Source organism: Kitasatospora griseola (genome assembly GCF_014648555.1).
In the GTDB taxonomy this organism is placed as follows: domain Bacteria; phylum Actinomycetota; class Actinomycetes; order Streptomycetales; family Streptomycetaceae; genus Kitasatospora; species Kitasatospora griseola.
Map to the genome: position 1 here is coordinate 108,180 of NZ_BMRI01000001.1, position 19,061 is coordinate 127,240.

General features: G+C 70.8%; 14 protein-coding genes and 1 pseudogene. 11 read left to right on the forward strand and 4 right to left on the reverse strand.

Going from position 1 to position 19,061, the window contains the following annotated elements; all coding sequences use genetic code 11:
- Positions 1-184: 184 nt before the first annotated feature.
- Positions 185-1,792: an NsdA family TPR-like regulatory protein gene (locus IEZ12_RS00530; RefSeq protein WP_229847113.1), complete on the reverse strand. Its 1,608-nt coding sequence runs from the start codon at positions 1,790-1,792 to the stop codon at positions 185-187.
- Between the two features lie 298 nt (positions 1,793-2,090).
- On the opposite strand from IEZ12_RS00530, the gene IEZ12_RS00535 reads away from it, so the two are divergent.
- The 7 genes from IEZ12_RS00535 (at position 2,091) to IEZ12_RS00565 (ending at position 9,545) form a co-directional block, all read left to right on the forward strand.
- Positions 2,091-2,864, forward strand: a complete 774-nt coding sequence (locus IEZ12_RS00535; RefSeq protein WP_189270250.1) for a 3-hydroxybutyrate dehydrogenase — start codon at positions 2,091-2,093, stop codon at positions 2,862-2,864.
- 70 nt (positions 2,865-2,934) lie between these two features.
- Positions 2,935-4,287 carry an MFS transporter gene (locus IEZ12_RS00540; RefSeq protein ID WP_189270251.1) on the forward strand — a complete coding sequence of 451 codons (1,353 nt, stop codon included), beginning with the start codon at positions 2,935-2,937 and terminating at the stop codon, positions 4,285-4,287.
- Between the two features lie 216 nt (positions 4,288-4,503).
- Entirely contained in the window at positions 4,504-6,396 is a 1,893-nt protein-coding gene (locus IEZ12_RS00545) for a helix-turn-helix domain-containing protein (RefSeq protein ID WP_189270252.1), read from the forward strand.
- A 130-nt stretch (positions 6,397-6,526) separates the two neighbouring features.
- Entirely contained in the window at positions 6,527-7,327 is an 801-nt protein-coding gene (gene lipB, locus IEZ12_RS00550) for a lipoyl(octanoyl) transferase LipB (protein ID WP_083462466.1), read from the forward strand.
- A 129-nt stretch (positions 7,328-7,456) separates the two neighbouring features.
- Positions 7,457-8,410: a lipoyl synthase gene (lipA, locus tag IEZ12_RS00555; RefSeq protein ID WP_043913574.1), complete on the forward strand. Its 954-nt coding sequence runs from the start codon at positions 7,457-7,459 to the stop codon at positions 8,408-8,410.
- Between the two features lie 196 nt (positions 8,411-8,606).
- On the forward strand, positions 8,607-8,759 hold the full coding sequence (locus IEZ12_RS00560) for a hypothetical protein (protein WP_167349403.1): 153 nt from the start codon (positions 8,607-8,609) through the stop codon (positions 8,757-8,759).
- A 99-nt stretch (positions 8,760-8,858) separates the two neighbouring features.
- Positions 8,859-9,545 carry a DUF4191 domain-containing protein gene (locus tag IEZ12_RS00565; RefSeq protein ID WP_043913575.1) on the forward strand — a complete coding sequence of 229 codons (687 nt, stop codon included), beginning with the start codon at positions 8,859-8,861 and terminating at the stop codon, positions 9,543-9,545.
- A gap of 180 nt (positions 9,546-9,725) precedes the next feature.
- On the opposite strand, the gene IEZ12_RS00570 is transcribed toward IEZ12_RS00565, so the two are convergent.
- Positions 9,726-10,193, reverse strand: coding sequence for an RDD family protein (locus tag IEZ12_RS00570; RefSeq protein ID WP_043913576.1), 468 nt, complete (start codon positions 10,191-10,193; stop codon positions 9,726-9,728).
- Positions 10,194-10,512: 319 nt separating this feature from the next.
- Between IEZ12_RS00570 and glnA the strand changes: the two genes are divergently transcribed.
- A complete protein-coding gene (gene glnA / locus IEZ12_RS00575; protein ID WP_189270253.1) occupies positions 10,513-11,925 on the forward strand; it encodes a type I glutamate--ammonia ligase in 1,413 nt (470 codons plus the stop codon).
- A 358-nt stretch (positions 11,926-12,283) separates the two neighbouring features.
- On the opposite strand, the gene IEZ12_RS00580 is transcribed toward glnA, so the two are convergent.
- The gene (locus IEZ12_RS00580; RefSeq protein WP_189270254.1) at positions 12,284-13,933 is read right to left on the reverse strand and encodes a hypothetical protein; all 1,650 of its coding nucleotides are present in this window, start codon (positions 13,931-13,933) and stop codon (positions 12,284-12,286) included.
- Between the two features lie 113 nt (positions 13,934-14,046).
- Here IEZ12_RS00580 and IEZ12_RS00585 point away from each other — a divergent pair.
- Positions 14,047-14,175, forward strand: a pseudogene (locus IEZ12_RS00585) (phosphotyrosine protein phosphatase); the annotation flags it as partial.
- Positions 14,176-14,550: 375 nt separating this feature from the next.
- Here IEZ12_RS00585 and IEZ12_RS00590 read toward each other — a convergent pair.
- Positions 14,551-15,207, reverse strand: coding sequence for a DUF1906 domain-containing protein (locus tag IEZ12_RS00590; RefSeq protein WP_229847158.1), 657 nt, complete (start codon positions 15,205-15,207; stop codon positions 14,551-14,553).
- A 136-nt stretch (positions 15,208-15,343) separates the two neighbouring features.
- Between IEZ12_RS00590 and IEZ12_RS00595 the strand changes: the two genes are divergently transcribed.
- Both IEZ12_RS00595 and IEZ12_RS37465 read left to right on the forward strand, forming a co-directional pair.
- Positions 15,344-15,583, forward strand: coding sequence for a hypothetical protein (locus IEZ12_RS00595; protein ID WP_189270534.1), 240 nt, complete (start codon positions 15,344-15,346; stop codon positions 15,581-15,583).
- A 566-nt stretch (positions 15,584-16,149) separates the two neighbouring features.
- Positions 16,150-19,061, forward strand: a 2,912-nt coding sequence (locus IEZ12_RS37465; RefSeq protein WP_308430974.1) for a DNRLRE domain-containing protein, incomplete at its 3' end; no start/stop codon positions are given.

Here is a 19,061-nt window from a genome sequence, read left to right on the forward strand (position 1 = left end):
CACCGCGACACCGGCACCCTCCACGGCGCGATCGCCTCGGGCCGGCGGGCCGCGAGCGCCGTCCTGCGCGACCTGGGGGTACGGACGGAACCGGAGGTCGTCGAGGCAGCGGCGTGAGAACTCGGGGGCCCGGGGAACGGCGGCAACCGGCAGGCGCGGCCCCGCCGTTCCCCGGCCCCGGGATCTAAATCACCCCTGCCTGCCGGGTGGCCTCCTCGAAGGCGCGGGCCGCAGGCGTCGTGCGGTAGGGCGCCAGGCGGCGGTGGAAGTCGCGGAGGTACTCGACGGTGCGGGCGGAGCGCATTTCGCCGGCCGCCCGGAGGCTGTCGGTGGCCATCGAGCAGGACTCGTCGACGTCGCCCATGCCGAGGCGGGCGGAGGCGAGGACGAGACGGCACAGGATGCGGCTGCGGGCGTACGCGGGGGCGCGCAGGCGCAGCGACTTCTCGGCGTGCTGGGCGGCGGGGCGCCACTGCTGGAGGTCGCGGTAGCAGTGGGCGAACTCGTCGGCGAGTTGGGCGTCGTCGAAGTAGCGGGCCCAGGACGGGACGTCGTCGCCGCTGCGGGCGGTGGCCAGGGCGCGTTCGCAGCGGACCAGGGCGGTGGTGCAGGCGCGGACGTCGCCGGCCAGGGCGTGGCCGCGGGCCTCGGCGGCGTGCATCAGGGCCTGGACGACGGGCGCGGCGGTGGTTCCGACGCCCTGCTGGGCGACCCGGGCGAGTTGGATGGCCTCGCGGGCGTGCCCGAGGTGGACGGCCTGTTGGCTCATGGTGGTCAGCACGAAGCCGCCGAGGACCCGGTCGCCGGCCGCCTGGGAGAGTCGCAGCGCCTGCACGAAGTAGCGCTGGGCGAGGCCGTGCGCGGCGATGTCGAAGGACGTCCAGCCGGCCAGCCGGGTGAGGTCGGCGACGGCGCCGAACAGGGCGCGGCCGATCTGTTCGCCGTAGCGGCCGCGGAGCATGGGCTCGGCTTCGCTCTCCAGGTAGCGGACCAGCGCCTGCCGGGCGTGGCCGCCGCCGTAGGCGTGGTCGAGGGCCCGGAAGAGGTCTCCGACGGCGCGGATCGCGGCGATGTCGCCGCGGCCGACCCGGACCGGGGGACGGGTCTCCCGGGCGTCCGCGGCGGCGGGTTCGAGGGCGCTGCCGCCGAGGCGGCGCGAGCCCTGCGGGGGGACCCGGGCGGCGGCGCCGGGCGGGGGTGTGCGGAGTTCCTCGGGGGTGAGGGTGGTGCCGTCCCGGGCGACGCGTTCGTCGGTGCGGCCGATCAGCCAGTCGCGGCTGGGGACGACCAGTCCGGCGGGGGTGAAGGCGATCTTGCGCAGTTCCGCGTAGGGGCCGTTGTCCTTGCGCCACATGGAGGCGACGATGTCGACAGCCTCCTGCGGGGTCTCGGCGAACTCCAGCCCGGCGTAGACGGGCGCGCAGGCGTCCAGGCCGACGTCCTGGGCGGTGAGGCGGCGGCCGAGGCGGCGGGTGAAGACTTCGGCGATCAGCGCCGGGGTGGCGCCGCGCGGTTGTTGGCCGCGCAGCCAGCGGGTGACGGAGGTCTTGTCGTAGCGCAGGTCGAGGCCGTGTTCCAGGCCGAGCTGGTCGACCCGGCGGGCGAGGCCGGCGTGCGAGAAGCCGGATTCCTCGATGAGTGCCGCGAGTTGGGGGTTCTGGGCGCGCCCGCCGGACGGTGGGTCGGCCGGCTCGGCGGCGCGCGGAGGGGTCTCGTCCGCTCCGGTTTGGCGCTGGCCGAGCGGGTCGAGCGGTCGGTACGCCGGGCTGTCGATTACGGGCCGTTGGGGCATAGCAGTCCACACCTCTCAGGCGCCGATCCGGCCCCTCCTGCCCGGTACAGCGCCCCCTGATCGGGAATCGGCGCGAATGTAGCGAGCATTGGGACGCTATGGGTGGATTCGGCCCACCCGTCCTCCGAACGGGTGAACCAGGCCCGCCCGTTCTGAGGAAGCCCGGGCGCCGCGTGTTTGAGTTCGGGGGCCTTTGCCCGCCTTCCGGCGGCATGGCGGGCGACACCATGCGGGAGGGGGATGCTGTGGTGTCCGCCCACATCGTTGCGGGGCCCGCGGATTCCTACCGTTCTCGGCCATGGACACCACTTCTGACCCGCTCCTCCGACCCTCCCTGCACGGCCGCACCGCACTGGTCACCGGCGCCGCCTCCGGCATCGGCAGGGCCTGCGCGGAGGCGTTCGCCGCGGCCGGCGCGCGCGTGTACGTCGTCGACCTGGCCGCCGGGCCCGCCGAGGAGCTGGCGGAGCGGATCGGCGGGGTCGCGCACGTCGCCGACCTGTCCGACCCGGACGCGGTGGAGGCGCTGCCGACCGACGCGGACATCGTGGTCAACAACGCCGGCCTGCAGCACGTCGCGCCGGTGCACGAGTTCCCGATGGAGCGGTTCACGCTGATCCAGCGGGTCATGGTGGAGGCCCCGTTCCGGATCCTCCGCCGCACCCTGCCCCACATGTACGAGCGCGAGTGGGGCCGGGTGGTCAACATCTCCTCGGTGCACGGCCTGCGCGCCAGCGCCTTCAAGTCGGCGTACGTGACGGCCAAGCACGCGCTGGAGGGCCTGAGCAAGACCGTCGCCCTGGAGGGCGCCCCGCACGGGGTGACCAGCAACTGCATCAACCCGGGGTACGTGCGCACCGCGCTGGTGGAGAAGCAGATCGCCGCGCAGGCGCTGGCGCACGGCATTCCCGAGAACGAGGTGGTCGAGCAGATCATGCTCGACCGCACCGCCGTGAAGCGACTGATCGAACCGGACGAGGTGGCGCAGCTGGCGGTGTGGCTGTGCTCGCCGAGCGCCTCCTACATCACCGGCGCGAGCCTGCCGGTGGACGGCGGCTGGACCGCGCACTGAGCGCACCCGCCGCGGACCGATAGGGTCCTGAACCTCCCTCACCCCCCCACCTCACGCCAGGGAGTTCCCGATGGCTGCCTCTCCCGAACTCGCGAGACCCGCCTCCCTTCCCCGGGTGGTGGCCGCCTCACTGATCGGCACCACCATCGAGTGGTACGACTACTTCCTGTACGGATCGGCGGCGGCGCTGGTCTTCGGGCACGTCTTCTTCCCGAAGTCGGACCCGCTGACGGGCACCCTGCTGTCCTTCCTGACCTACGCGATCGGGTTCGCCGCCCGGCCGCTGGGCGCGCTGGTGTTCGGGCACTTCGGTGACCGGATAGGTCGCAAGAAGCTGCTGGTGCTGTCCTTGCTGCTGATGGGCGGGGCGACCACCCTGATCGGCTGCCTGCCGACGTACGACCAGGTCGGCGTGGCGGCGCCGGTCATGCTGACGGTGCTCCGGCTGGTGCAGGGCTTCGCGCTGGGCGGCGAGTGGGGCGGGGCGGTGCTGCTGGTCTCCGAGCACGGCGACCAGCGGCGGCGCGGCTTCTGGGCGTCCTGGCCGCAGGGCGGTGCGCCGGCGGGCAACCTGCTGGCGGCCGGTGTGCTGTCGCTGATGACCGCCGTCCAGTCGGACGCGGCGTTCCTGTCCTGGGGCTGGCGGGTGCCGTTCCTGCTGTCGGCGGTGCTGGTCATGGTCGGGCTGTGGATCCGGCTGGCGGTGGACGAGTCGCCGCTGTTCAAGGCGGCGCTGGCGGCCGCCGAGGAGCGCACGGAGCAGCAGAAGCCGCCGCTGGTGGCGGTGCTGCGCGACCACTGGCGGGACGTGCTGGTGGCGATGGGCGCGCGGATGGCGGAGAACATCTCGTACTACGTGATGACCACCTTCGTGCTGGCGTACGCCGTCGGCCACACCCACCTGCCCAAGCAGACCGCGCTGAACGCCGTCCTGATCGGCTCGGCCGTCCAGTTCGCGCTGATACCGCTGTTCGGGGCGCTCTCCGACCGGGTCGGCCGCAAACCGGTGTACCTGGTCGGCGCGGTCGGCGTCGGCGCCTGGGCGTTCGTGTTCTTCGGCATGGTGGACACCAAGGACTTCACCTCCCTGGTCACCGCCGTCACCGTCGGCCTGTTCTTCCACAGCATGATGTACGCCCCGCAGGCCGCGTTCTTCTCGGAACTGTTCGCCACCCGCACCCGCTACTCGGGGGCGTCCATCGGCGCCCAGTTCTCCTCCGTCGCGGCCGGCGCCCCCGCGCCGCTGATCGCCACCGCGCTGCTCAAGGACTACGGCAGCGCCACTCCGATCGCCGTGTACGTGGCGATCGCCGCCGCGATCACCGTCCTCGCCGTGCTGTGCGGCCGGGAGACCCGCGGCACGGACCTCGCCGAGGCGGGCGCCGCTCGGGGGGACTCCGTGAAGGCCGCTACGACGGTCTGACCGATTCCGACAAAATCAGGGCCGCGTCACCGGGCACCCGCCCGGCGGCGCGGCCCCGGCCCGTCCAGGGCCTGTCCATTCGATCTTGTCGGATCAGCGTGCTTCCAGCCGGGATGATCCGGCGTCGCGCACCCGGCAGGATCGACCGGACAGGCCCCAGTGCGACGGGCCGCGGGCGACGGGGCCACGGGGGGCACGAGTGACAGGGAAGACCGAATGGACCGCCACACCACCGCCGCACCGGCGCTGCGCCGACTCCTCGACCTGCTGGCGACCGGCGCCGCCACCGAGGACTTCGGCGAAGTCCTCGCCGAAGCACGCCGGCAGGGCGCACCCGCCCAGGTCCTGACCGAGATCGACGACGCCACCTGGCAAGCCCTGCGGGTGCACCGGACGATGCGTCAGCACCGCCGCCGCGAAGCCGAGCTGACGGCCCTGTTCGACACCGCCGGAGACCTCGCCGCCTCCCGCGACCTCGACGCCGTGCTGCAGGCCATCGTCCGCCGCGCCCGCATGCTGCTCGGCACCGACACCGCGTACCTCACCCTCCCCGACGAGCAGGCCGGCGACACCTACATGCGGGTCACCGACGGCTCCGTCTCGCCGATCTTCCAGACCCTGCGGCTCAGCCTCGGCGACGGCCTCGGCGGCCTGGTCGCGCAGACCGCCCGCCCCTACGCCTCCCACGACTACCGGGTCGACGAGCGCTTCCGGCACACCGGCAAGATCGACGCCGGCGTGCTCGACGAGGGCCTGGTCGCCATCATCGGCGTGCCGCTGCTGCTCGGCGGCACCGTGATCGGCGTGCTGTTCGCCGCCGACCGCACCCCGCGCGCCTTCTCCCCCGACGAGGTCGCGCTGCTGTGCACCCTCGCCGCGCACGCCGCGATCGCCCTGGACACCGCCAAGTCGCTCGCAGACACCCGCGCCGCGCTCGCCGAACTCGCCACCGCCAACGCCGTCATCCGCGCCCACGCGGGCTCCGTCCAGCGCGCCGAACAGGCCCACGACCGGCTCACCGACCTCGTCCTGCGCGGCGCGGAGGTCGCCGACGTGGCCGCGGAGGTCGCCGCGCTGCTCGACGGCGAGGCCTCCGTCCACGACGCGGAGGGCGCCCCGCTCACCGGCCCCGGCGGCGCCCCCGACGGCCTCGCCGACGCCGTCTCCGCCTCCCGCGCCGGCGGCCACGCCGTGCGGCACGGCGCCGAGTGGGTCTGCGCCGTCCTGGCCGGCCAGGAGCTGCTCGGCTCGCTCGTGCTGCACGGCAGACCCGAGCTGGACGACGCCGACCGACGGGTGTTCGAACGCGCGAGCGTGGTCACCGCGCTGCTGCTCCTGCTGCGGCGCTCGGTCGCCGAGACCGAGAACCGCGTCCGCGGCGAACTGCTGGCCGACCTGCTCACCGCCCCCGACCGCGACCCCGCCGGCCTCACCGCCCGCGGCCGCCGCCTCGGCGTCGACCTGGGCCGCCCCCACCTGGTCCTGGTCGCCGTCTCCGCCGACGCCACCGCCCGGGAACGGCTCGCGGGCGCGGCGGCCCGGTACCTGTTCGGCTCGCGCGGCATCAGCGCCGAGTTCGGCGACGGCGTCGTCCTGCTCGTCCCGCACGACGGCGCCGGCGACGGCGCGGTCGCCGCACTCGCCGCGGAACGCCTCGCCCGGCTGGTCGGGGCGCCCGTCACCGTCGGCACCGGCCGCGCCGCGAGCGGGCCCGTCCCGCTGGCCGCGGCCTACGCGGAGGGCGTGCGGTGCGTCCGGGCCCTGCACGTGCTCGGCCGCGAGGGCGACGGCGCGTGCGCGACCGACCTCGGCTTCCTCGGCGTCCTGCTCGGCGACGGCCACGACGTCGAGGGCTTCGTCCGCGCCACCCTCGGCCCCCTGCTCGACTACGACGCCAAGCGCGGCACCGAACTGGTCCGCACCCTGCGCGCCTACTTCGACTGCGGCGGCAGCCTGACCCGGGCCAAGGACCTGCTGCACGTCCACGTCAACACCGTGGTGCAGCGGCTGGACCGGGTCGAGGTCCTCCTCGGCCGCGACTGGAACCAGCCGGAGCGGGCGCTGGAGCTGCAGCTGGCGCTGAGGCTCCTGCTGCTGGCCACGGGATGAGCGGGATGAGAGACGCGGGCGGGCGCGACACCGGGGGCGCGTGGGAGCGATCAGCCGTGCCGGAAGGGTGCGCCCGGGCACGGGCGTACAGTGGCGAGGTTGAGCTGAGCCGGCCGACAGGCAGGAGCGTGTGGTGAGCGAGAACGTGCGGTTCGTGCGGATGGGGATAGGCGAGCGGACCGTCCCCTACCAGGAGGCGTGGGCGGAGCAGCAGCGGCTGCACGCGCTGCGGGTCGCGGACGAGATTCCGGACACGGTGCTGCTGCTGGAGCACGACCCGGTGTACACGATGGGCAAGCGCACCAACCCGGAGGACCTGCCGCTGGACGGGACGCCGGTGGTGGAGGTGAACCGGGGCGGGGAGATCACCTGGCACGGCCCGGGGCAGCTGGTGGGGTACCCGATCGTGAAGCTGCCGGATCCGATCGACGTGGTGGCGTACGTGCGGCGGCTGGAGGAGGCGCTGATCCGGGCGTGCACCGAGTTCGGGGTGGAGACCGCCCGGGTGGAGGGCCGCAGCGGGGTGTGGAAGCTGGGCGCGGCGATCCCGGGCGCGGTGGTGGACCCGTCGAAGGTGGTGGAGATCGGCAAGCTGACGCTGCGGATGGGCCTGCCGCTGGGCATCGACCCGCGTCTCGCCGGACCGGAGTACGCCCCGTCCAACGCGGGCCAGCGCGGCGACGACCGCAAGCTCGCGGCGATCGGGGTGCGGGTGGCGCGCGGCGTGACCATGCACGGCTTCGCGCTGAACTGCGACCCGGAGATGACGTACTTCGACAAGATCGTCCCGTGCGGCATCCGGGACGCCGGGGTGGCGTCGCTGAGCGGTGAGCTGGCCCGGCCGTTCTCGGTGTCGGACGCGGTGGGGACGGTGGAGCGCACGCTGCGCGAGGTGTTCGCCGAGCTGCCTGAGCCGGCCGTCGCGGTCTGATCCTCGCGGTCGCGGAATCGGCGCGCCGTGCCCGGTGTTGCCTTCCGAACGAAGGCCCGGGGCCCGGAGCAGGCCATCGAAGCAACGGCGTACTCTTTGGGGTACCCCGTCTAGTTCTAGGAGTCGCACGTGTCCGCTGTCGCACCCGACGGCAGGAAGCTTCTCCGCCTGGAGGTCCGCAACAGCGAGACCCCCATCGAGCGGAAGCCCGAGTGGATCAAGACCAGGGCGAAGATGGGGCCGGAGTACAACGCCCTGCAGTCCCTGGTGAAGAAGGAAGGGCTGCACACGGTCTGCCAGGAGGCGGGCTGCCCCAACATCTTCGAGTGCTGGGAAGACCGCGAGGCGACCTTCCTGATCGGCGGCGACCAGTGCACCCGCCGCTGCGACTTCTGCCAGATCGACACCGGCAAGCCCGCCGAGTTCGACCGGGACGAGCCGCGCCGGGTCGCCGAGTCCATCGTCACGATGGACCTGAACTACGCCACCATCACCGGTGTCGCCCGTGACGACCTGGCGGACGGCGGCGCGTGGCTGTACGCCGAGACGGTCCGCCAGGTGCACGCGATGACGGCGGCCCGTGAGGCCGGCCGTACCGGCGTCGAGCTGCTGATCCCGGACTTCAACGCCGTCCCGGAGCAGCTCGCCGAGGTGTTCTCGTCCCGTCCCGAGGTGCTCGCGCACAACGTCGAGACGGTGCCGCGGATCTTCAAGCGGATCCGTCCGGCGTTCCGCTACGAGCGGTCGCTCGACGTGATCACCCAGGCCCGGGCGGCCGGGCTGGTCACCAAGTCGAACCTGATCCTGGGCATGGGCGAGACCCGCGAGGAGGTCAGCGAGGCGCTGGCCGACCTGGTCGACGCCGGCTGCGAGCTGATCACCATCACCCAGTACCTGCGGCCCTCGCTGCGCCACCACCCGGTGGAGCGCTGGGTGAAGCCGCAGGAGTTCGTCGAGCTCCAGCAGGAGGCCGAGGAGCTGGGCTTCGCCGGTGTGATGTCCGGCCCGCTGGTGCGTTCCTCGTACCGGGCCGGCCGGCTGTACCGGCAGGCGCTGGAGCGCCGCGCGCAGGCGGCGGTCTGAGCGGCTCCGTGACGGTGTGACGCTGTGACGCTGTGTTGCGAGGAGGGCGGGCCCGATCGGGCCCGCCCTCCTCGCGTACGGGGAGCTGTCCGGGCTAACCGCCGACGTTTCACGTGGCATTGACGGTCGGGTCACCGTACGGTAACGGGCGTCCGGGACGCTGAAGCGGTACCCGGGTCGAGGAGTTGGTGTGGTCATGCGTACCGGACTCAGGACCGCCCTGCGGCGGGCCGAAACGCTGTTGCTGATCCGCGGCGCGCGCCGCAACGCGTGGGCGGCGGTGTGCGAGAACCGCCGGCTGGCGGTCGAACGCGAGCAGCCCGAACGGGTGCCCGAGCGCAGCGCCTGAGCTCCCGGTGGCCTCCGGGCCGGGATCCGGGAAAGTCCAGGGTCGCCGAACCGGCACCGCCTTGGATGATCGCCACCCCCGCCCCGTACCATGAGCAGTATGGCGAGGCAAAAATCCGATACCCCTGGGCGGCTCGCACAGATCCGCCAGGCATATGTCATGACCAAGCAGGTCGACTCCAAGATCGGCCTGATCATCGCCGGCGTCGGCCTGCTGACCTTCGGCGTGTTCCTCGCCATCGGCTTCGCCCTGGACCACCCGGTCTACCTGGGCATTCTCGGTTTCGTGGTGGCAGTGCTGGCGGTCGCGATCGTGTTCGGCCGTCGGGCCGAGCGGGCTGCGTTCGGGCAGATGGAAGGCCAGCCGGGCGCAGTCGCCGCGGTGCTGGGCAACATCCGCCGCGGCTGGAGTGCCAACCAGACTCCGGTGGCGGTCACCCGTAACCAGGACGCGGTCTACCGCGCGGTCGGCCGGGCCGGCATCGCGCTGATCGGCGAGGGCAACCCGAACCGGGTGCGTCCGCTGCTGGCGTCCGAGAAGAAGAAGATGGCCCGCGTCGTCGGCGACGTGCCGGTGCACGACATCATGGTCGGCAACGGCGAGGGCGAGATCCCCCTGAAGAAGCTGCAGATCCACCTGATGCGGCTGCCGCGGGCGATCACGGCCGCCCAGGTCACCGAGACCAACGACCGGCTGCGGGCGCTCGGCGACCTGCTGTCGAAGGCGCCGATCCCCAAGGGCCCGATGCCGAAGGGCGCCCGGATGCCCAAGGGCGGCGCGCGCTAGGCGCCCACTCCCCCGTAGGACACCACGGCCCCGCTCGCGAGATTCCTCTCCGCGAGCGGGGCCGTTCGACGTTTCCGGGCTTCGGCGTCCGGGCTCCGGTTTCCGGGCTTCCGGTTTCGGTTCCGGGGCTTCGGTGCCCGGGCTCGGTTCCTGGGCTTCGACTCCCGGGCTCCGGCAGGGTCAGATCCGGACTTCGACGGTGCCGACGGCCTTGTCGTGCAGGCCGCGGGTGTCGCGGTCCCAGACGGCGGCCGGGATGACCAGGCAGAGCAGGAAGGTGCGCAGCAGCACCTGCGGGATGGTGGCGCGGCTGCCGTCCAGCCGGACCACCCGCAGGCCGAACAGGCGCTTGCCGACGGTGGTGCCGGTGGTGGCCAGGAACAGCACGCTGACGGCGTAGAACAGCGGGGTCGTCCACAGGTTGGCCGCGCTCCGGTCGCCCTGGGCGAGCAGGCCGTAGGCGACCAGGCTGACCAGCCAGCCGTCCACGAACAGGGCACCGATCCGGCGGCCGGGGCCGGCGATCGAGCCGGGGCCGGAACGCGGCAGGCCGAGGCGCTCGCCGCGGTAGCCGAAGTCGGCGCCCATCTTCTCGGCGGCCGCCTTCGGGCCGTCGATCCACGATCCGAGTGCTTCTCTGGTGTCCACGGACCCACCCTAACCGGGCTTACCCGCGGATCCGGTGGCGGGCCCGCGGGCGGGACGCGCCGGGGCGGGATCCCCCGAGGGTGAACCGAATTCCCCCGACTGCCGCGAATGGTCTGAACCACCCTGGGTACACGTCACCCGCAGGACAGGCGATTTGCCCGGGGCCGTACCGCTTTGCCACCCGCCGGAACGGCCTGGTTAACATGTTGGAAACAGTCGGGTCACGATCAGGAAACGGCCCATTCCTATCGTGAACCCCTGCACCGGGCCCCCGTCGCCCCTGACGGAGGCTCAGAGCGCACGCCGAGGAGGAGTACGGATGTTCACCAACGCCGACGAGGTGAAGCGGTACATCGCGGAGAACGACATCAAGTTCGTCGACGTCCGGTTCTGCGATCTGCCGGGCGTGCTGCAACACCTCGCGGTCCCGGCCGACACCTTCGACCCGACCGAGACACTGATGTTCGACGGCTCCTCGATCCGCGGCTTCCAGGCCATCCACGAGTCCGACATGGCCCTCGTCCCGGACTTCGCCACCGCCCGGCTGGACCCGTTCCGCACCGAGAAGCACCTCAACATCAACTTCTTCATCCAGGACCCGATCACCGGCGAGGCCTACAGCCGCGACCCGCGCAACGTGGCCCGCAAGGCCGAGGCCTACCTCGCCTCCTCCGGCATCGCCGACACCGCGTACTTCGGACCCGAGGCCGAGTTCTACGTCTTCGACTCGGTGCGCTTCGAAACCAGCGCCAACGCGTCCTACTACCACATCGACTCCGTGGCCGGCGCCTGGAACACCGGCTCCGCCGAGGGCGACGTCCGCGGCTACAAGGTCAAGTACAAGGGCGGGTACTTCCCCGTCCCGCCGGTCGACCACTTCGCCGACCTGCGCGCCGAGATGTCCCTCGAACTCGGCCGCGCCGGCCTGACCGTGGAGCGCCAGCACCACGAGGTCGGCACCGCCGGGCAGGCCGAGATCAACTACCGGTTCAACACCCTGCTGCACGCCGCGGACGACCTGATGCTGTTCAAATACATCATCAAGAACGTCGCCTGGCGGGCCGGCAAGACCGCCACCTTCATGCCCAAGCCGATCTTCGGCGACAACGGTTCCGGCATGCACGTCCACCAGTCGCTGTGGACCAACGGCAACCCGCTGTTCTACGACGAGCAGGGGTACGCGGGCCTCTCCGACACCGCCCGCTACTACATCGGCGGCATCCTCCGGCACGCCCCGTCCCTGCTCGCCTTCACCAACCCGTCGGTCAACTCGTACCACCGGCTGGTCCCCGGCTTCGAGGCGCCCGTCAACCTGGTCTACTCGCAGCGCAACCGCTCCGCCGCGATCCGGATCCCCATCACCGGCTCCAACGCCAAGGCCAAGCGCATCGAATTCCGCGCCCCCGACCCGGCCTCCAACCCCTACCTCGCCTTCTCCGCCATGCTGATGGCCGGCCTCGACGGCATCAAGAACAAGATCGAACCCGCCGAGCCCGTCGACAAGGACCTCTACGAACTCGCCCCCGACGAGCACGCCGCGGTCCCCCAGGTCCCCGCCTCCCTCCCCGCCGTCCTCGACGCCCTGGAGGCCGACCACGAATACCTGCTGGCCGGCGGCGTCTTCACCACCGACCTCATCGACACCTGGATCGACTACAAGCGCACCCAGGAAATCGCCCCGATCGCCCTGCGCCCGCACCCGCACGAGTTCGAGCTGTACTACGACCTGTAGGACCCCCTCCGACCTGTGGAAACGCAGGTTGATCCCTCATCGCTTCCGCAGGTCAGGCAGGGTCCTGACCTGCGGAAACGCGTAGAGAGGGGTCGGCTGCAGTACCTCTGGGGCTCGCGATGTGAAATGAGTGTGAAATGAGCAGGGGCAGATCGAACTCGCGATGATCGCCTCGTTGCCCTTGCCAGCACTGGGCAGTACACCCTCTCGCTACTTTCAGTAGTCCTCGCTCGCGGGCTACCGACTCAACAGGTTCGATCTTTTGCCAGCTCTGCCTCTCGCTCAGGTGTGTGGCGGGACGTCCTGCTGATCGAGCGCCGGAATGAGGTGGTCGGCTGACCCGGGGCCCGCCGAGGCCTCAGGCCGGCGGCTTGCTGCCCAGGTACCGGACCACCGAGTCGTCCTGGGCGAGTTGGATCTGGACGGTGGCCTCGCCCTCCTCCTCGAACTGGCGCAGAGCCTGTGGCAGGTTGAGGAAGCGCTCCACGCGGATCTCCTCGACCATCGGCCCCAGGTCGATCCGGTTGCCGCCGAAGTCGTAGGCGATGCATTCGTAGACAGCCGCCATGCGCAGCGGCTCTGCCGCGGCAGAGAAGCGGTCGAGGGCTTCGCGCCTGACGACCACGAGGGATGCCGTGCCGCCGTGGGACCGGGTCCGGCCGCCGTTGAGGAGCGTGAGCGCGTCCTCGACGTCGCGGGCGTCGCGCAGGGTGAAGCCGTCAGGGATCGGGAAGAAGTGGCCGGTGAGGCTCTGGAGGCGTGCGAGGTCGTCGAACGCGTCGGCCCACCGCCGCGCTTCTTCGGGCGGTATCAGGCAGACCGAGTCCGGAATCGGTTCACTGAGTTCGGGTCTGTCCCGGTCTCGCATGACCAGTTCCATCGAGCGGCCGGGAAGCATCTGCGCCATCAGCCGCAGCGCGGGTACGTAGGCGGACGGCATAGCGAGGTCGGGTGGGACGAAGGTCATCCGGAACTGCATACGCTGGGCGAGGGCGTCCAGCCTCAACCTGGCCTCGAAGACACCGGTCGAGTCGGCCCCGTAGAGGCACCCTCCGCTGGTGCCTGTGGACCGCTGGGTGAACCTGACCTGCAGGGAGGCGACCGGAAGGCCGCTCTCCGCCCGCACGATGACGGAGGCGACGGCCGGAGGGTCGAGAGGGACGCGTGGCGCGGAGATGTGGAGTTCACCCGGTGCCACGGGGCCGCTGATGCCGAGCGCGGCCGGCGCGTTCACCGTGATGTCCCGCAGGTGTTCTCCTGGCAGGTGGACGTCGTCGCCTCCGAACCGGATGACCCGTTCGAAGCGGCGCCGAAGGCGGGCGTGATCGGCGTCGCCCTCCTTGAAAAAGACCTGGCCGCTGAAGCTGATCAGCTCTTCCGTCGCGATGTGCCGGGTCTTGGGGACGATTTCGACGACCGGTGCCCCATCCAGGGCGGTGGTGGCGCGCAGGCTGTAGTGGGGGGAGACCTCCTGCGCGCGGGCGGCCAGCGCGGCGTAGCGCTCTGCGAAGTCCGGCACCCCACGCATCAGGGTGTCGCGTTCGGCTCTGGACTCGGCGATGTGTCGGAGGATCTCGTCGCTGGTGCTGTGCAGGCTGTAGCGCACCAGATCGGGGAAGGCGGCGATCTGGGTGTTCAGCCAGCTGAGCCCTCGCCAGTGCCGGACGAAGGGGAACTCGCTGCGGAGGCCGTCGAACCATTGCTGTTCGGACGGGTTCGCGTCGATCGGTACCAGGAGGTCCCAGTGGTCGGGTTGGTGGCGGGCGGTGGAGACCAGGGAGTCGACCACCTGCCTGCGCCGGCCCTTCGTCATGCGGCCGGCGAACGACTTGGCCTCGTAGTTAATAAGCTCGGAGTGCTCCGTGTACTCGAAGAGATCGCGGCCCCCGTCGCCTCCAGCCCCGTCGACCGGGAACGCCTGCGGACGCAGCCGGAGGACCAGCATGGCGATGAGGGCTTCGGAGACCTTGGGCTGCGAGGCCAGCTTGCCCCACGGGACTTCGACCATCCGCTCACGATAGCGACCGGTGCCGACGGTCGTGCCCCTGTTCCAGAGCTGTGCCGCCGCCCCGGACGTGGGACGCCGTCGCCGGGGTCCACCACGATCTCGGCTACGGCGGTGCAATGGCCAAGGTCTGCATCGATATCTCCGCCCAGGGGCCGAAGGTCCTCACCACCGAGGCCGTCCGGCCCTCCGACTACGTCATCACCATGGGCTGCGGCGACGCCTGCCTCTACTATCCCGGCAAGCCGGCTCCAGGGCCTTGATGAAGAGTGAGAACGTCGACTCCTGGAGAGCCGGCCACGCCAACTCCCGGCCGGCTGACGCCGCGGGAGCCGCGTCTCGCTCCGATGGAGCGTTGCAGATGCACACCTAGATCGATGAACACGTACAGTGCCGTCAGAAGGGTGTCTAGGTTCGTCTTCACAAACCAACCAGCGGCACCCTTCGTCATGGTTGCGGCCAGCCCGGACATCGGACTCATTCATCTAGGGTTCCGGTAACAGCCTTGCTTGCACTCCAGGCTGCGGCCGTGGGTGATTGTGGCGGCGCCCGACAGGATGCCCGGACCTGTTGACCAGTCCCATCAAGTGCTGCTGTCGATTCTCCTCTCGGGTCGGTGATCAGCTGGTGACGGCGACGGGGGCGTCCCAGGCGTTGCGGTCGACGGTCAGGGCGGCGCCGCCGTAGGTTTCGCGTTGGTTGACCTGGTATTGGTGGGCGCGGCGATGGCTAGCGAACAGCCCGCTGGCATAGGGGAAGCTGCTGGTGGTGTCGGCGGCACCGTCGTACTTGGCGTACCACAGGGCTTCGGGCATGTCGGCGGTGCCTGCTTCGGTGGCCTTGGCGATACTGGCGGCGCTGGAGGAGGCGAAGCCGTAGAAGCCGGGCCGGTACGAGCGGGCTTTGACTACGCGGTTGAAGGACTGGGTGTAGGCGAGTACCGCGTCCGCACAGGCGGTGTCAGCGGTGTTGTAGGCCTCCATGTCGAGGTAGAGCGTGCTGCCCGGGCGCATCCCCAGCCCCGATGCCTTGTCGACTGCGTCCGCGCCGTCCGCCGCGCCCAGTGAGACCGCCGTGGCGGCGGTGATCTTCTCGGGGCTGGCGCCGGTCTGGCACGGCGGCTGCGCGCCCACGTACAGCGGTATCAGCTTCCAACCCGAGCCTGCCACCGCACCGGCCCAGGACGCGGTCAGCTGCGGCTGCGCGCAGCCGCGGTTCTTGCCTCCGACGTAGACGGCGATCGCCCCGTAGGGGGAGGCGCCGCGCCAGGCGTTCATGGTGGCCAGCGGCGGGGCGGTGCACGTGTCGAAGGCAAGGCCGGTGAACACGTTTCCGCTGGAGACACCTGCCGGCGCTCCGCCCACGGGGCCAGGAGCCTTGGAGGCGCCGGGCGGCGCCGAGGGGGCCGGTGCGGTGGCTGACCCCGAAGCCGATGCGGGCGCGGAGCCCGACGCGGGTGCAGAGGGCGCCGTGGAGGCGGAGGCCGATACGGACGCCGACGCCGACGGAGCGTCAAGTGCGGATGGAGACATCAACGGTTGCCCGGCTGCTTCCACCGCCGCGCTGCGTGGATCGTCGGCCGGCTTCGCGCACCCGCCGAGCGCCAGGCCGACGGTGGCGATCAGGCAGGCAGTGGACAGCGCGGTGCGATGACCCGGACGGGTGGGGTCGTGCGGCACGGAGGTTCCTCACTGGTGAAGTGTCCGCGAGAGCGGCGAGCGATTGCCGATATGAATATCACCTGACGGTCAGTCAGTTCCACGTCGGCCCGGCACGCTGGTGGCTGGGAGGTCCGGCGCCGCACCCCGCCATGAGGACAGTGCAGCGGAGAGCCCCCGACGGGCGCCCCGGGGACACAGGAGCGGCCGATCTTCGGCCACTGGGACGGCACTTGCGGATGATGCCGCCAGCGATGCCGACGGAACGGCGCGGCCCCAGCCAGGCTGGGATGACTCATGCCGCCCAGGCTGGTTCGTCAGCACAGCCGAGCAGATGCGCCGTGACGCGAAGGCGGGTCGCGGGCTCCTGCCAGTGGCTGAATCAAACAGCTTCTGGGCCAAGACATGTGACGCCAAATCACGCTTTGATCACAGCTAAACCTGCCAGAAGATCCCGTTGTCACTATGTGGGGAGATCTTCACCCTTTCCGCCCGCTTTCCGTCCGCTTTAGCATCCGTGCACGCCCTATCGGAGTGATGGGTCTATGACAAGGAGTAGATGTGCGCGAACGCATATCAGGGCACCGCAGGCAGCTGACGCTGCCGGGCGCCCGGGGGGTGAGCGCCGTCCTGGCGATGGCCGTGGCGGTGCCACTGCTCGCCGGCACGGAGAGCGCGCTTGCCGCGCCGAAGCCCGGCAAGTCCAGTGGGACGCAAGGCGCGAAGGGTGCGCAGTGGGCCACGTCGGCGGCGGATGTGCCGTCGGCGCGGGTCGCAGCGCGGTTGTCGGGTCAGCGGGTGGAGGCTCTGTCCGAGCGGACCGACACGTCGACGACGTGGGTGAACAAGGACGGGTCGCTGACCACGGAGTTATTCGCGGGGCCGGTGCGATTCCAGCGTGACGGTCAGTGGACCGACGTGGATCTGACGCTCCAGCAGCAGGCGGACGGCTCGGTCGCGCCGAAGGCACATCCCGGAGGGTTGAAGCTGGCCGCGCCCGGCGGCACCCGCGCGAAGTCGCTCGCGGACTCGCAGGCGGGCAAGGGCGAGGACCGCACCCTGGTGACCGTTGGGGATGGGGACCAGCAGGTCGAACTGCAGTGGAAGGGCGGCCTGCCGAAGCCTGAACTGGACGGGACAAAGGCGACATACAAGGACGCGATCAGCGATGGCGCCGCCGACCTGGTGGTGGAAGCCACCCGGACCGGCTTCGAGCAGTACACAGTCCTCAAGCAGCGCCCTGCGATGGCCGGTTACTCGTACACGATGCCGCTGAAGGCCAAAGGCCTGAAGGTCGAGGCGCAGCCGGACGGCAGCGTACTGTTAAGCGACAAGAAGACTGGCGAGAAGCGGGCCGTGCTGCCCGCACCGGTGATGTGGGACTCCAACGCGGTGGCGGAAGGATCCCGTGAACACGCGAACAGGGCGACCGTCGACCTGAAGGTCGTCCAGCACGGAGAGAACATCGACCTGGTATTCACCCCGGACGCCAAGTTCCTCGCCGATCCGAAGACGCAGTACCCGGTCACCGTCGACCCGTCGACAATCGCGCTGGGCAACGTGTTCGACACCCGGGTGCAGAAGGGTGAGACGGTCGACTGGTCCGCGGACACCGAGCTGTACTGGGGCAACCCGGGCAGCACGAACGCGGACGGCTCCTCGCGCGAGGCCCGTGCCTTCATCAACTGGAACACCGCCCCGATCGCGGACGCGCTCGTGATGAACGCGACGCTGAGCCTGTGGAACTTCCACTCCGGCAACAGCGACTGCGCCGCTTACGCCTGGGACGTGTACGACACCGGCCTCGCCTCCACGGCCTCTCGGTGGGCCTCGCAGCCCGCCTGGTCGTCCAAGCTGGCCTCGTCGAACGAGACGGCGGGCCGCACCGGCTGCCAGAACGACGGTTGGATCAACGCGGACGTCACCAACCTGGTGCAGAGCTGGACTTCGGCGAAGAAGCCGACCGCCGGCATGGGCCTGCGCGCGCCGGACGAGGCCAGCACCAAGTACTGGAAGGAGGTCAACTCCTCCGAAGCCGGCTCGAACGTGCCGAAGCTGACGGTCACCTACAACTACCGTCCGCACACCGGCACCGACCAGCAGGCCGGCTCGCCGTTCTACAAGGACGGCAACGGCACCTGGTGGGTCAACTCCACCACCCCGACGCTGCGCGACACCTTCGTCGACCCGAACAACGACAAGGTCGACGGCACGTTCCAGATCTTCGACAACGACACCAACGCGCAGGTCGGCAACGTCCTGGTCTCCCCGTACGTCGCCTCGGGCCAGCCCGCCTCGGTGACCGTCCCGACGGGATTGCTGAGCAACGGCAAGACGTACCGGTTCCGCACCTCGCCGTACGACGGCATGCACTACAACAACACCTGGTCCCCGTGGGCGTACTTCACCGTGGACACCTCCGCGCCGTCCGCGCCGTCCGCGATCACCTCGACCGACTACCCGTCCGGGCAGTGGGTCAAGGGCGCAGGCCAGTCCGGCGTGTTCACCCTGACCCCGCCATCCGGTGACCAGAGCACCCTGGAGTGGACGCTCGACGGCACCAACTGGACGAAGGTGCCCACCGGCGGGTCCACGGCTCCCATCAACCTGACGGTCACCCCGGACAAGGCCGGCACTCAGACCCTCCAGGTCCGTGCCGTGGACAACGCCGAGAACAAGTCCGAGGCAGTGTCGTACATCTTCCAGGTCGGCGCCGGCGGCGTGATCTCGCCCAACGACGGCACCCGCACCGCCGCCCGCCTCCCGCTGATCGCCGAGGCCGACGCCGCGAAGTACGACGCCGTGAGCTTCTCCTGGCGCCGTTCCGACGCCGACCCGTGGACTACCGTCCCGGCCGCCGACGTCACCAACGGCGGCAGCGCGGTGAGTTGGCCGGTCGCACTGAACAGCGGCAAGAGCCCGTCGCTGACCTGGAACGCCACATCAACAGTCAATCCCGACGGCACCGTCCAGCTGCGCGCAGACTTCACCGGCCCGAACAACGCCGCCGTCTCCTCCGAGGGCGTCAAGGCCGTCATCGACCGGAAGGCGACCGGCGCAGCGACCCAGCAGGTCGGCCCGGGCACGCTCAACCTCCTGACCGGTGACTTGACGGTCTCCGCCACCGACGCCTCGTTCTTCGGCCTGACGGTCGGTCGCACCAACACTTCGCGCGACCCCAAGGCCGCGGCGAGCAAGGACGGCCAAACCCCGATCTTCGGCCCGAACTGGACCTCCGGCGTGGCATCCGAGGTCTCCCAGTCCGGGTACACCGAGATCCGCAAGACCTCTAACACCTCGCTGGAGGTGATCCTCGCCGGGGGCGACACCATCGGTTTCACCGCCAACGCGGCCGGCAATGGCTGGGTGCCCGAACCCGGCAGCGAGGCGCTGACCCTGCGCGGCTCCTTCGCCTCCGGGGACTTCACCCTGTCCGACACCGATGGCACCGTCACCGCCTTCGCCAAGGTCGA